The 12,928-nt window shown below is 58.4% G+C and carries 12 protein-coding genes; 5 read left to right on the top strand and 7 right to left on the bottom strand.

Translation table 11 applies throughout. The annotated features are described in order from the left end of the window. Positions 1-9: 9 nt before the first annotated feature. From QRM57_RS06780 to QRM57_RS06790, 3 genes are all read right to left on the bottom strand, one after another. Positions 10-1,077 (bottom strand): hypothetical protein, encoded by a 1,068-nt coding sequence (locus tag QRM57_RS06780; protein ID WP_284986034.1) that lies wholly within the window; start codon positions 1,075-1,077, stop codon positions 10-12. A 104-nt stretch (positions 1,078-1,181) separates the two neighbouring features. Further along, positions 1,182-1,589 carry an SRPBCC family protein gene (locus tag QRM57_RS06785; RefSeq protein ID WP_284986035.1) on the bottom strand — a complete coding sequence of 136 codons (408 nt, stop codon included), beginning with the start codon at positions 1,587-1,589 and terminating at the stop codon, positions 1,182-1,184. Next, on the bottom strand, positions 1,582-1,914 hold the full coding sequence (locus QRM57_RS06790; protein ID WP_284986036.1) for an ArsR/SmtB family transcription factor: 333 nt from the start codon (positions 1,912-1,914) through the stop codon (positions 1,582-1,584). Before QRM57_RS06790 ends, QRM57_RS06785 begins: the two co-directional genes overlap by 8 nt. 207 nt (positions 1,915-2,121) lie before the next feature. On the opposite strand from QRM57_RS06790, the gene QRM57_RS06795 reads away from it, so the two are divergent. Together QRM57_RS06795 and QRM57_RS06800 are read left to right on the top strand one after the other, a co-directional pair. After that, positions 2,122-2,310 (top strand): hypothetical protein, encoded by a 189-nt coding sequence (locus QRM57_RS06795; protein ID WP_284986037.1) that lies wholly within the window; start codon positions 2,122-2,124, stop codon positions 2,308-2,310. Positions 2,311-2,812: 502 nt separating this feature from the next. Continuing rightward, positions 2,813-3,004: a hypothetical protein gene (locus tag QRM57_RS06800; protein ID WP_284986038.1), complete on the top strand. Its 192-nt coding sequence runs from the start codon at positions 2,813-2,815 to the stop codon at positions 3,002-3,004. On the opposite strand, the gene QRM57_RS20960 is transcribed toward QRM57_RS06800, so the two are convergent. The 3 genes from QRM57_RS20960 to QRM57_RS06810 form a co-directional block, all read right to left on the bottom strand. Further along, positions 3,001-3,927, bottom strand: coding sequence for a protein NO VEIN domain-containing protein (locus tag QRM57_RS20960; RefSeq protein WP_350309830.1), 927 nt, complete (start codon positions 3,925-3,927; stop codon positions 3,001-3,003). The genes QRM57_RS06800 and QRM57_RS20960 overlap by 4 nt on opposite strands. Beyond that, positions 3,924-5,594, bottom strand: a complete 1,671-nt coding sequence (locus QRM57_RS06805; RefSeq protein WP_284986039.1) for a DEAD/DEAH box helicase — start codon at positions 5,592-5,594, stop codon at positions 3,924-3,926. The genes QRM57_RS20960 and QRM57_RS06805 overlap by 4 nt, the downstream gene beginning before the upstream one ends. Before the next feature lie 118 nt (positions 5,595-5,712). Further along, positions 5,713-7,134 (bottom strand): ParB N-terminal domain-containing protein, encoded by a 1,422-nt coding sequence (locus QRM57_RS06810; protein ID WP_284986040.1) that lies wholly within the window; start codon positions 7,132-7,134, stop codon positions 5,713-5,715. A 132-nt stretch (positions 7,135-7,266) separates the two neighbouring features. Here QRM57_RS06810 and QRM57_RS21045 point away from each other — a divergent pair, with 132 nt between their 5' ends. Together QRM57_RS21045 and QRM57_RS06815 are read left to right on the top strand one after the other, a co-directional pair. After that, the gene (locus QRM57_RS21045) at positions 7,267-7,938 is read left to right on the top strand and encodes a KpnI family restriction enzyme N-terminal domain-containing protein (protein WP_502868624.1); all 672 of its coding nucleotides are present in this window, start codon (positions 7,267-7,269) and stop codon (positions 7,936-7,938) included. A gap of 93 nt (positions 7,939-8,031) precedes the next feature. Further along, positions 8,032-9,042 (top strand): DNA cytosine methyltransferase, encoded by a 1,011-nt coding sequence (locus QRM57_RS06815; protein WP_284986041.1) that lies wholly within the window; start codon positions 8,032-8,034, stop codon positions 9,040-9,042. A 906-nt stretch (positions 9,043-9,948) separates the two neighbouring features. On the opposite strand, the gene QRM57_RS06820 is transcribed toward QRM57_RS06815, so the two are convergent. Next, the gene (locus tag QRM57_RS06820) at positions 9,949-10,884 is read right to left on the bottom strand and encodes a DNA-methyltransferase (RefSeq protein ID WP_284986042.1); all 936 of its coding nucleotides are present in this window, start codon (positions 10,882-10,884) and stop codon (positions 9,949-9,951) included. Positions 10,885-11,528: 644 nt separating this feature from the next. Here QRM57_RS06820 and QRM57_RS06825 point away from each other — a divergent pair. After that, complete coding sequence (locus tag QRM57_RS06825) at positions 11,529-12,920, top strand: APC family permease (protein WP_284986043.1); 1,392 nt, start codon at positions 11,529-11,531, stop codon at positions 12,918-12,920. Positions 12,921-12,928 lie beyond the last annotated feature (8 nt).

Raw genomic sequence — 12,928 nt, forward strand, 5'->3', positions numbered from 1 at the left:
TCGGGTCGCCTATTCCGCCTGGATTTGGAACCACTCGTCCTGGTTATCGGGTCGGTGCCAGAACTGCCGTGGCTGTTCGGATTCGCGGGCCACGTCCGTGAGCCAGATCGTGCTGCCCGGGTCCCAACCCGCGATCACTGTTGCGGTGTCCGGGCCAACGGGGAGCGCGCGACCTGCCGAATTGAGGTAGCCCGCGACGGTGAGGTGCACGGCGTCCCACTCCGATGCGGCCTGCTCCCAGTCAGGGATGAGCCAGCGCCCGTGGCGACCGGTAGAGCGGAACCAGTCATGGCGGCGGGATGCAGTGACCTCCAGCGGGTAGGTCCGGCAAAGATCGGTCCAATCCGTGGCCGTGCGTATCTCCAGAATCCGCCCGGCGCCGCTCACAGGGATAGTGGTTGCCTTTTCCCACCCGAGGGAATCCTCCACGAGGCTGAGCCCTCCGGGGATCAATGGGACGGTTTGCACAAGCCCATGCGGGATTGACCACCACTCTCCGCCCACCTGGGCCCTAATGTCTGCAGGGCGTTCCCACGCAGCCCGGGCCTCATCGGCGCGCTCCTTACGGCCCCATTTGGACAGGATTTGCTGGGGATTTCGAGGGAGTGGAGCTGGGTCGTTTGCGGAACGCCAGTCGATCGCCCACTGCCCCGGCCGGAAGCCGTCCCACCACCATTGCGACGCGGGCGATTCCAAAACCCCCGCTGCGATGTGTGCCAACGCAGCAGTCACCGCATCCGTGGCGGCGAGAGCGTCCTCACCGTCGGGTTCCTGCCAATACCTGGCGGTGTCCACGCTTCGCTGCAGGGCGTATGGCACCAAGGAATTCACGGTTTCCAAGTCCAATGCGTTGATGCGGTCAATCAGCTCGGCGACGGTCGGGGCAGCTGGAACTGACTCGGGCTCCTTCGAGGAGCCGCGCGTGTAAATGACCCTTGACCTACCGGCCGCGGGATCGAGGTTGTAGCTGAGGTGGCGTGCGGCCCAGAGGATTTCCTCGTCGGCTGCCATGGCAAGCTCCAGGCACAGTCGTCTTCCGCGGGGACCTGCAAGCAAGGACTCGGCATCGGGCAACATCAGCCCATCCTGCCATGTCCGTGCGGCACACGCCGTTGGTGCCGGATCTACGTCCGGTACCGTACAGGAAAGTACGACGCCGGCACTCGCCTTGGGTGCCGATGCTAGCTGGCGTGGACCAAGACCTGGTCGATGCGGGCGAGGAGGCCGGGCCAGCCGTTGCCCATGCCCTCGATGGCCTGGCGTCCCATGGGCGAGTCCAGGTTGAAGCCAGCGTGTTCGAAGTAGAGGGTGGTCCCGGCGTCGACCGTTTCCAGTGTCCAAGTGATGGTGGTGTCCAAGGTTCCTTCGGCGAAGCTGAAGCTGATGGACGTGCCGGGTTCGACCGCGAGGACTTCGCAGGGCTGCTGGCCCCAGCCGCCCATGTCCATGGTGAAGCGGTGGCCGACCACGGGTGCGATGTCGCCGGGTGCCCACCAGCGGGCGAGGAGGTCGGGCGTTGTCAGGGCTGCCCACACGGCGTCCTGGGGGTGCGGGAAGGTGCGTTCGAGGCGGATCGCGTTCTCAGTCATCGGTGTTCTCCTGTTCAGTAGATTGGCCGTCCAATAGATCGGCCAGGGCGTCGAGCCGGTGGTTCCAATATTGCTCGTAGTGCTTCAGCCAGCCGCTGACTTCCTGCAGCCCGGCGGCTTGGAGGTGGTAGAGCCTGTGCCTGCCTTGCCGTTCCTCCCGGATCAGGCCCGCTTCCTTGAGGACGCTGAGGTGTTCCGACGCCGATGAGCGGCTGAGTTCGAGCTGGCCGGTAAGTTCGCCCGCAGTCAGGGGACCTCCGAGGAGGCTGTCGAGGATGGTGCGCCGCGAGGGGTTCGCGAGGGCACCGAAGACGTCGGGAAGCACCCTGTGATGATATGTCGGAAATTTCCGAAATGACAAATTTAGGGCTGATTGGTGGCACCTAGGGGGCCTGCTATGCCACTCATTTTTGGGCTTTTTAGCACCTATTTTGGCTGGCCCGCCACCTAGTTCGGGGCTTTTGGACACCTAGTCTCTGATTCCCCGGCGCAGGCTGTGCGGGTCAAGCAAGATCGTTCTTCACTAGGAGCAATGATGATCCGGAAGTACATCAGCAAGATAGCAATCGTCCTGGCCGCAAGCACAGCCTTGGAGCTGCGCGTTGGGCGGGGAGTCAGCATGATCACCATTTTCGCTCCGGGTGGTGCTGTCGTTGGGTGGGCGCTCGCGGGGACGTTGTCGAGCATCGGGTTGACGCTCGCGGGCTGCGCGGGTTGGTAGCGTGCAGCGATGACTGAAGGCAGCCCGATGAAACGGATTCCGTCGACGTTCCAAGTGGTGTCGTTTTTCGTGATGGCCGTGATCTTCGCAAGCTGGCAGCCGTTTGTTTGGTGGCGTGCCGCGGCTGCAGTTCTCATGCTGGGGTTCGGCTGCTACGGCGTTTATGTGTTGAGGCGAAGCAAACGACCTGAGTCCAGTGCGGAGCCTCGAGGCACTGAGTGACTCGGGCTTTGATGATGGCCTGCGGACTGACGTCTGCGGGCCATCTCTTGTTAGCGGGTGTTTTGATCCGGGCGAAAGCGATTCTGAGAGTCAGCGTCTCCGGAGCCGGCTACGAAACCGAAGTCGTAGCTTCCATGGTCGGGCACGGTCTCACGGTCCAGCTTCATCGCCGTCGAGGGAGTGAAGAAGCTCTATGCTGATCCGGTCCTCCTACAAAACGAGCGGGCGTCAGGTGCGTGGCTTAGCAACCGGCCGCCTGCAGGGGACTAATGAAGAACCAATGCGCCGGTTCGAGAGCGGCTTCGGTGTCCGCAACGTCGTTGACGTCGAGGTCTGGCGGGTGCAGGTCAAGCTCACTTCCAGAGCGCCACTTCGGACCTTCCTGCTGCGCCGTGAACCCCGCCTCCACGCGTGGCTACTGGAGTCGACCATTTATTACATTGTCGGTAGCGGTGTAGGCGTCGGCGTTTAGCTACTTTTAGGCATCCACGCGAAATGAGGGGAACGGTTGCTGGTCCCCGTTGCGAGCAAGCCGTGCGCCCCCACATCCGCCTCATCACCCCATGGGAGAAACGTTAAGCCAGGCACGAGGTGGCGGCCTCCCAGGTCATATTTTGCGCTTTCCCAGCTTGCTGCCGTAGTTCGATCTGCTGGGGCGAACTGCCTCAACGCTGACTTGTCCACCTCGGCAACGCAGCTCGCTTCAAGCGCATCGTCTAAGCCAACGACAAGCAACTTCCAGTGGCTGTCGGCTAACCCCGTCTCGAACTCGTGACGACTCAGGAAGAAGGACAGACGGCCTCTGCGTGTAGTTGATTTCACTTCAAGATGCCATTCGACCTCTTGAAGTGAAGCTGAAATGTCATATCCGAACCCGTCGTCTGTTGCGGCTACATGATTGATCGCTCCCGGCCACTTGGCTTCCAGAAGTGCACAGAGTGCGACTTCTCCTGCGCTTCCTACCTGTGCTCGCCGGGCTAAATCTATCTTTCCGCTAACTCGTCGTATAACTCGTAATCCGGAAGCGGGCGACAAACCAAGAATTTCCGACCATCTCTCTATGTCCTGCGGAAGGTCGTCGCTGCTGTGAACGAGCACATCAGCATTTTCCAGCCAGGGAGGGTCCGCGGCTCCTAACAGACTCGCCAGGAGGTATTCTCTCTTGCTCTGGGATGTCATCGTCCCCAACGTTTGCGAACGGTCCAGGCTGCTCTTCGGCAACCTGGTCCAAGACATCGAATGTAACCACTCGAGGGCAGTGGAGTATTGGGTTGGAGTTAGGTCTGTGTACCTGGAGCTAGACCGGATGAGAATTGAAGCTTGGAGTTCGGTGGAGCGTCCCAGCAGCTCAAGCCACCGAGCCGCCGCGACAATTACTCCTTCAGCAGGAATCATCGGTTGAGGTAGTTAGTAAGGGCCGCCAGGTCGGACATATCCATTCCGACGGATTCATCGACTTCTTCTTCCAAGTCACCAAGAACGCGAACATTGGGGTCGTCGAGGATACCGCCCATGAACTCTAGCTTGCGTGCCAGCCGATCCTCCACCACCTCGTCTATGGTGTTCGCAGCGGCCAGAACGGTGATCTTAGTTATGGCGGAAGGAGCCAGGCCGAGTCGATGGATTCGGTCCAGACTTTGCAGGAATCGGCCAGCGGAAAAATCACGGTCGACATACACGGCGTCGTGACATTCATGATGGAGACTGACACCTTCGCCGAGCGTCGCGGGGTTGGACAGCAGAACCGCGCATGTGGGGTCTTGCCGGAAGCGCCTTAGCTCCTCGCTCCTGTCGATTGTTCCGCCGTGAATCAAGGCCGGATTGAATTCCGCGAGCATTCTTTCAAGCGATTTCAGGTTTCGAACGAAGGTCGACCAGACAAGCGTCTTTCTGCCCTCGCCCACATTTTTTTCTACAATACTGCGTACTTCCTGATATTTGGGGTTGAGCTCGTAGAGCGGCAGATCCCGAAGGAGCTCCATTGCAGAAGTGCCCTCTGGAACGTCATAGGGCGGCACACGATAGGGCAGCGCTTCGTGTTTATCAGAGCCAACGGCAAGAAGCGCAGGCGAAGTGGCGGCCATCAGTAGGTAGAGCAGGATTTTGCCCAGAGCGGCCATGTCACCAGCTTCCGAGGCTAATGCAAGCTTTCCTTGCCCAAGAAGGGCATCGTAAACTTCTCGATGCAGTGGCGGTAGGTCCACCCGCCGGACCGATATGTTCATTGGTGGTAAGTCCAACTCGGACTTCGTCGTCCGCGTGAAGAGCGGTTTCAGCACACGGCTGGCTATAGCCAAATCCTCGTTTGCCACCGCTCGTTGGACAGCCGCCCTGCCCTGTCCAGGCCACACGAATGAGAAGAGACTTTCTAGGTCTCTAGAGCCGTTCGGAGCGGGCGTGCCGCTCAGAATCAGACGATTAGTCGCGTAGGGGCCAAGAGATAGGCATGCGCTGCCCCAGGCCCCTGCGCTGCCGAGCTTCATTCGGTGCGCCTCGTCTAGGACCAAAAGAGTTGAAGCAGCCTTCATCCAGGTAGTGAGGGGCGGGAGTGAATTTGGCAGGCGTTCATAGTTGACCAGAAGAATGTCGACGTCCGGGGGAAGCCCCCCCGTCCATACGTGCGTTGTCATGGGCGCACCGTCAAAGCAAACTCCGGCTTCGTGCACCCAGCTTTCGAATGCAGATTTAGGACACACAACGAGCATGCGTTCGATTGATCCGGCGGAGCGGCGGGCGGCGTAGATGGCCATACTCGCCCTGGTTTTTCCAGCACCAGGAACGCTGAAGTTTGCTCCATGGTTTAGCGCCAAGAGTTTAGTCAGATCACGAGTCTGGTGCTGGGTGAGCGGAGCAACCCAGTTAGGCGGCAGAACGGGGACGGATAGCTGATCGATTTCCTCGGTCTTGAGCCGAGCATCTAGCAGTGCGGAGTCTTGAACGTTCCCTTCGACAAGTCGCAGGAGTGCATCATCCCAGCGAACATCGACGTCTTCAGCCGGCCATCGGGATAATTCTCGAAGGTTGACGAGGAAATCATCTAGTTCAATGCTGATTGACGTCATCTGCAGGTTTAGACTTGTCGAAAATCGAGTTGCCAGCATCCGAATGTGAGGGGCATTACCTTCGTCGCATGAAACATCAACTCTCCCTGCCGTGAGGGAAAACCGGAGGTCGAGCACTCTATTTATTCGCCCCGATTTCTATGCGAGTTACTGCCTGGAGCCACCGAACGCCATCCGTCGGTTCGCTTAGGCCGCGGCTAACGATTTGTGAAAGCTTCCGGAGATTATCACGCATAGCTCCAATTTCATCCTCGAGGTCGGATACGCTGAAGTTTCCTGTTGCTTTGGCGCTGGAGACGGCCTCAAGAACCAGCTCAAGTGCGTCGTTCGCATCGGACAACCTGTCTGTGGCTGCTAATTTCCTCTTTAGGACTCTGCCTTGGCGGCCAGCCAAATCCAATCCGTCATCCAGGGCGATGTGGGTGTTTGCCAGCAATTGTTGGGCCGCCGCGCGTTCCGTATTGGGTACATTCACGTGAGCCTGCGTGGCGGCTTTTGCCTGAAGCACGGCGGTCGTTGACGCCTTCAGTGCTTCCACCACCGCGCTCGGGCCGGGCGCAGTCAGCTGTGTACCGGGAATGCGGACTGAAGTCCCCCCGGTGGAAGTCTGTTTCGGCATGAGTGGCTTAGCGTATTTACCCACGAAGTCTGGTTCGATCAACCGCAGGTCGGTCTTGGATTTGTTCAGGGCTATGGCCAAGAGCCGCTGTTCCCTGAGAGCTTCAGCTTCATCTGGCGCCTTTATTTTTAGCGCCGAATAGGTTCGGTGGAGCTCTTCGAGTTTCCCTTGTTGCTCTTCGAAATCCACCAGTCGTAAGGAGACCTGCTGGCCGTCTGAACCAAGAATCCTACTCCTGTCGATTGCCTCTCGGATGAGGCTCAAAATCCATAGGTGACGTTCGAGGGTTGCCGCTTTGATTCGGAAGTCAGCCGTGATCTCCGATGTCGGCCGTCCCTGAAGGATCCTCTCCTCGATAGCGAGTAGGAAGTTCATGAATGAGTAGTCTCGCTTGTGGTCCTTCCGCAGCTGCAGAGCAAGTTCGATGGACCGAAGATCGTCAAGGCTGGCATCGGGCGGAAGCACGCCGACGCGGATATGCTCTTGTCTAAGTTCCGACAGAGCAGCACGGCGGGTGTTCCCGTTGATCAGAACTCCGCTGCGAGTAATGATTCCCGGATCGCTTTGACCGTGAATCTTCAAATCTTCTTTGAGCGTCTCAAATGCGGGGTCAATCGACTCAGGGTTCGTAGGGTCACCTTTAAGGAGCTGATGAAGGTATGCCTGGCCCAGGTCACCATACGGGTCCTTGTCCAGCTCCTGGTCCCTAGCGCTGTCGATGCTTCGCTGCGCCCGTATGCGGTGTGTGGCGGGGTTGTAGTACAGAATCTCCACCGGCATGGAGATCACTGGTAGGTGCATAGAGCTTCCGCGCCATTCAATCGAGACTGTCTCTTGGACGCCCTCGGCAGATCGGCCGGCCGCAAGCCGCTCTTCGATGATGGCCTTGTTGTCCTGCGCACGCCCTGGCACGTTGCTCATTGTTGCCCCCTTAAGGTAAAGATCCCGATTGCATTCTATGTCCTTGCTGTGCTCTTTCCTTCAGCCGGGAATTTCAGCGCCAAACATGTCTAGCATTTTCCAAAGCGACGAGAATCAAAGATGATGGGCGACATGAATCTTCCTGACTGGAGAACGAGCATCGCAGGTACGCGTACCCGAGCCGCTTTATGGTTGGCCTCACAGATTGGCGAAGGAGGTGTGTTCACGAAGGCGCAGCTGAGGGAAGCTTTTCCGGGGGTTGAACAAATCGACCGTCGTATGCGGGACCTAAGACAAGACGGATGGATCTTGTCCACCTATGCCCAGGAACGGTCACTGGCCATGGACGAGCTTCGCCTCGTCAAAATCGGCGGTCACGTCTGGGAGCCAGGCTACAAGTCCAATCTCACTCCCCGCGCAAGTGACCGTGAGCGCCGTGAAATATTGGCGAGGGACAACTTTGCCTGCGTTTTCTGTGGCATAGGCGCTGGGGAAACGTACAGCGATGACCCTGCTCTTGCAGGTCAGCTGAGCGTCACCTGGTGCGATGAGGCTGCGCCACAAGGACGTTACGTGACCACGTGCAAACGGTGTCGGAATCCTCTCGCGGAAATAGGATCGAGTGAGGCTGCATATGCAGCAGCCGTGACCCTTGCCCCTGACGAGAGGCGGATACTAACGGATTGGATATGGGTTGGGCACAGAACCCCACGACAGATTGATAAGGCTTGGGGCCTTATACGACTGTTTTCAAAACAGGAGCGCGAAGATCTGCTGACCAAGCTCGAAGAGCCGACCAATTGAGACCAGCGTTGTCGGTCCGCATGCTTCGATCGGTCTGGGGCGCCGCGTGTCAGACGGCCGAACCACTACCGATGAAATGAGAGGATAGACAACATGATCACATCCTCCTCTCAACTCACCGTGCTCGAAATCTGCGCCGGAGCAGGAGGTCAATCCGTCGGTTTGGAAAAGGCCGGATTCGGACATTCCTTGGCCGTAGAAATTGACGTAGATGCAGCGGCCACTCTTCGCCTAAACCGCCCCATCTGGGACGTGCACCAGGGAGATGTGCGAGAGATCACTGGCAGCGGATACAGGGGGGTCGATCTGTTGGCCGGTGGAGTTCCGTGTCCGCCCTTCAGCATTGCTGGCAAACAGCTGGGTGCTGACGACGAACGTGACCTTTTCCCTGAAGCCCTGCGCCTCGTTCGCGAAGCCTCCCCGAGCGCCGTCATGCTTGAGAACGTTAGGGGATTGGCATCTGCTCGATTCACCCCTTATCGGCAATCAATTTTGGATGCCCTTGACAAGCTCGGTTACGACGCGGACTGGCAGTTGTTCAACTCCAGCGAGTTCGGTGTCCCGCAACTGCGCCCCCGATTCATCCTCGTGGCCATGAAACGGCGGTACTTCAGAAAATTCTCCTGGCCCTCAGCGCAAGGAACACCTCCAAGCGTAGGAAAAATCTTGCTGCCTTTGATGAAGAGCGGTGGTTGGCCTGGAGCGGAGGCCTGGGCAGAACGAGCTAACTACATCGCCCCTACAGTTGTTGGGGGTTCAAAAAAGCACGGTGGTGCTGACCTCGGTCCCACCCGCGCGAAAGCAGCGTGGTTGCAACTGGGCGTCGACGGTAAGGGGATCGCTAATGAGGTTCCTGGCCCAGACACGCCGCATGATCACTTGCCACGGCTGACGAACGAAATGGTTGCCCGCGTCCAGGGGTTCCCACCGGAGTGGCAGTTCGCAGGCCGTAAAACCTCGGTTTACCGCCAAATTGGCAATGCCTTCCCGCCGCCGGTCGCGTGCGCAATAGGGAATTCCATAGCACATGCACTCGGAGTGAAGAGCGGTCCGGCCAAGATTGGAATCGAGATGGTGGACCGTCAACTTCAGGCTGTGAGCTGACGCCTTGTCGGCCACGTTAGCAGCGAAGTATCTACCGACCGCGAGTAGAAGATCATCTTGGCCGCTAGTATCTGTTGCCCGCCACCGAAGCGAATATCCATCAAGGTCATTCCACTAGCGGCAGCCCTTGTGTTCTAGCGATAAAGTCGGGCCACCCACCCCAGGCTTGAGCAACTGCGTCGCGAAACTTCACCACATGAAACATCCTGCCCAAAGGCCAAACCCCTAACAGCAGTGAACCGTTGATGTTCTTCTCGTATGCCGGCCCAGATTCTCCCCGGGTCGCTGTCTTTGCCTACTGAAGTTGTGCTCCAAGCAGGGTCATCCGAAGACAGCTAGCTAGCCTGCCACGGCGATCACGCCTTCGAGAAACCCTCTACTTCTGTATTCGTTCAAGGATGGCTCGAACGCTTTCCAGGGTACCGCCATAAGGCCGCATCCACTGGTGGACCGCTCCGGGTCGTACCTCTAGCCAAGACGTTTCGCTGGCACCAGAACCCGTATGCTGCCCCATGTGGCCGATCACGTGTTCTTTGATTAGGTGTTTTGGCAGGAGCCACGCGTGTACTTCGAAGGGGGAAATACCAAGGCAAAGACAGTACGAATAGTCTTGGTCTCGGATCTGCTGGAACTTGTAGAACCCTGCGTCCCAAAGGGTAGACATCTTGATTTGAACTAAATGTCCGTTAATCCAACGATCTCCTTTCCCGTCGGGTGCTCCTTCTATAAAGAGTCCCACCGCACGGGCCCACTCGGTTATAAGCGCTTTACCGACTCGGCCTTTCGTAGCGGAGGGGACTCCGCGGATCCACTCGAACGGACTTCCAGACCATGCGTCATTTAGCGCAACATTGCTAAGAAGCTTCGCTGATACGGTTGTCATAACCTCATAGTCGTCAATATCCATTAGGCGCGGCCAGGTTCAGCTGAGGCAAGCGACACAAATCTGACCGGCGACTCTGCGTTGCCGGTGTCTCCCAGGTGGGAGCTAAGTCGCGCCTTGATCGTTGTTATTGACTCAGGGTTCTGGTCGACCATCACAAATTTCCTTCCGAGCGAATGGGCGACCGCCCCCGTTGTCCCGCTTCCAGCGAAGAAGTCGAGGACCCAGTCGCCCGGTTTGCTGCTTGCCTGGATGATGCGTCGAAGAATGCCTTCAGGCTTCTGGGTCGGGTATCCCGTCTTTTCTTTCCCCATCGTGGACACAATGGTGTGCCACCAGATATCGCTGGGGAGGACCTCAGCAGCGAGCGGCGATGAATCCATACCAGGAACCTTATAGAGCTCGTCTTCGACGACCTGTGCATTGAAGAGATACGCCTTGGGATTCTTTACGTAGACCAATATGTTGTCGTGTTTTGTTGGCCATTTCTTCCGTGCTCTCGCGCCATAATCGTAAGCCCAAATGATTTCATTCAAGAAACACTTGCTTCCGAAGATCGAGTCTAGATAGACCTTTGCGTAGTGCACCTCCCGGTAATCAAGATGTAAATATAAGGTTCCGTCATCGGCCAACAGTCGCCAGGCTTCGAGTAAGCGTGGCTGCAGGAAAGACCAGTAGTCATCAAAGGTATCGTTATAAGCCAACGCGGCACCCTTGACCGTGTCGTACCTATCTCCCTTGAAGCCAAGCCTGCTACCGGTTGGAGATCGTCTTGTTTTTAGAGTATGTCGAACTTGAGATTTACCGGTGTTGAAGGGCGGATCAATGTATATCAACCGGAAGGTTTCATCGGACAACAAGCCGAGCGCATCTAGATTGTCAGCTTCTATAAGAAGACTCGGCCCAGAATGAGACCAAGGAAGGACTCCTTTTTGTTTGTCAGATGTCAACGCGGTCATGACGACGACCCTACTTCCTCCCGGTTCATAGAGGTGAGAATCAGAGGAGGACGGTGAAAGGCGTGTCGGCTATGATCGTCGGTCCGCCGTGCGGACGCCAGGCCGCGTGACGGTACACATTAGCTCCTGCAGCGGGGCGCCTCTAGCTTGCGGCTGGAAGCCTTGGCTTTCTCCGGTCCTGCTCTCTATTGACTGCCAGCATGTCGCGAATCGCGTCTTCTGCCCGCGCCTCTGAACGCCCAAGCACGACGGTGGTCCTTCGCTGGGCAGTGAAGAAGCGATGGCCCTGCCACATCGCTCGTCGCGCCGACACGATGGACACTCGCGATAGGCACTTCGCGGCCGGCGGTGTGCAGCGACCCGGTAATCTGAACGCCTGGTAGTAAGACCCGGCCATGAGAGCGGGGCTGGAGGCCGGTGGGGCCGGCCTCCAGCCCCCCGTCACATATTGACTGTGACCCGCCTCACCGTCACAATAAATGAACGCTATTCATTTGAAGCGCGTGGTCCGTGTCGTACATCAGGGCTCACGTACCAACCCCCAGCACTTCAGGATCACGGTGACCCCGTAGATCCGGTCGCCGCTACGAAGTTCTGCAGCGTCGCAGCTTCCCAGCACACCTCAGCAAGACCAAGGATCCCCAATGACCCCCACGTTTGAAACTGATACACCGGCAGGCGAGAAGCCTGTGGGGCCGTCCTCCACCCAAGCGCCTTCCCAGGGTTGGCGCCGAGTCCTCGGCGTTCCATCCCTGGTCCTGCTGGGCTTGGTCTACATGGTGCCGCTGACGATCTTCAGCACCTACGGCATCGTCGTTGAACTTACCGGCGGGCGGCTCTCGGCTGCCTACGCCGTGACCCTGGTGGTCATGCTGTTCACGGCTCGCTCGTATGGCCGGATGTCGCAGGCGTTCCCGTTCGGGGGATCCGCTTACACCTATGCAACCCGTTCCTTCGGGCCAGGCCTCGGCTTCATGGCCGGGTGGTCGCTCCTCCTGGACTATCTGTTGCTGCCGATGATCAACTACCTGCTGATCGGCATCTATATGGAAGCCGCCTTCCCAGCTATCCCGGCCTGGGTGTTCATGATCGTCTCGATTGTGGCTGTGACCGTGCTGAACATCCTTGGCATTACTGCGATTGCGAAGGCCAACTTTGTGGTGGTGGGTCTCCAAGCGCTCTTCATCGTGTTGTTCGTCGCCTTGGGGCTTTCTTCCATCACGGGAACCGGCAGCGTTGATCTGCTTGCGCCTTTCACCGGGGCCGAAGGTGCCGAGGGACTTTCGCCCATCTTCGCCGGCTCGGCCATCCTCTGTCTCTCCTACTTGGGCTTCGACGCCGTTTCAACCTTCGCCGAGGAAACAAAGGACCCGAAGCGGAATCTGCCCCGCGCCATCATGATCACCACGGTGCTGGCCGGCATGATCTTCCTGGGACTCGCGTACATCAGCCACCTGGTTCTCCCCGTCAGCACCTTCAACGACGTGGACTCGGCGGCCATCGAGGTCATTGGCGCGGCTGGCGGCGAGCTGCTCGTGGCCTTCTTCACGGCCGCCTACATTGCCGGCAGCCTCGGATCAGCATTGACCTCCCAGGCTTCGGTCTCGCGGATCATTCATTCGATGGGTCGCAGCGGGGTGTTCCCGGCTGCTTTGGGGCGGTTGCACGAACGATTCCGGACTCCCGTCCTGCCGATCCTTTTGACCTCCACTGTCTCGCTACTGGCGTTCGTATTGGACCTTTTGACCATCTCATCGCTGATCAGCTTCGGAGCGCTCGTGGCGTTCTCCGTGGTCAACCTCGCCGTCATCAAGCACTACTACTTCGACCAAGAGGCCCGCGGAACTCGGGGCGTGATCCACAACCTTGTGCTTCCGGGCATTGGGTTTGTGCTCACGATCTGGCTATGGACGAGTCTGAGTGGGCTGTCGATCGGATTCGGTCTGGCATGGGCCGCCGTTGGCTTGGTCTGGCTCGCCTACTTGACGCGAGGGTTCCGGAAACCTGCGCCGCAGCTGGACCTGAAGGAGGCGTAAGGTTCCTG

This window comes from Arthrobacter sp. fls2-241-R2A-172 (genome assembly GCF_030208885.1).
Classification (GTDB): Bacteria; Actinomycetota; Actinomycetes; order Actinomycetales; family Micrococcaceae; genus Arthrobacter.

Coding starts and splice junctions, on each gene's coding strand:
- QRM57_RS06780 (WP_284986034.1), bottom strand. CDS start 1,077: ATGTTGCCCGATGCCGAGTCCTTGCTTGCAGGTCCCCGCGGAAGACGA.
- QRM57_RS06785 (WP_284986035.1), bottom strand. CDS start 1,589: ATGACTGAGAACGCGATCCGCCTCGAACGCACCTTCCCGCACCCCCAG.
- QRM57_RS06795 (WP_284986037.1), top strand. CDS start 2,122: ATGATGATCCGGAAGTACATCAGCAAGATAGCAATCGTCCTGGCCGCA.
- QRM57_RS06800 (WP_284986038.1), top strand. CDS start 2,813: ATGCGCCGGTTCGAGAGCGGCTTCGGTGTCCGCAACGTCGTTGACGTC.
- QRM57_RS20960 (WP_350309830.1), bottom strand. CDS start 3,927: ATGATTCCTGCTGAAGGAGTAATTGTCGCGGCGGCTCGGTGGCTTGAG.
- QRM57_RS06805 (WP_284986039.1), bottom strand. CDS start 5,594: ATGACGTCAATCAGCATTGAACTAGATGATTTCCTCGTCAACCTTCGA.
- QRM57_RS06810 (WP_284986040.1), bottom strand. CDS start 7,134: ATGAGCAACGTGCCAGGGCGTGCGCAGGACAACAAGGCCATCATCGAA.
- QRM57_RS21045 (WP_502868624.1), top strand. CDS start 7,267: ATGAATCTTCCTGACTGGAGAACGAGCATCGCAGGTACGCGTACCCGA.
- QRM57_RS06815 (WP_284986041.1), top strand. CDS start 8,032: ATGATCACATCCTCCTCTCAACTCACCGTGCTCGAAATCTGCGCCGGA.
- QRM57_RS06820 (WP_284986042.1), bottom strand. CDS start 10,884: ATGACCGCGTTGACATCTGACAAACAAAAAGGAGTCCTTCCTTGGTCT.
- QRM57_RS06825 (WP_284986043.1), top strand. CDS start 11,529: ATGACCCCCACGTTTGAAACTGATACACCGGCAGGCGAGAAGCCTGTG.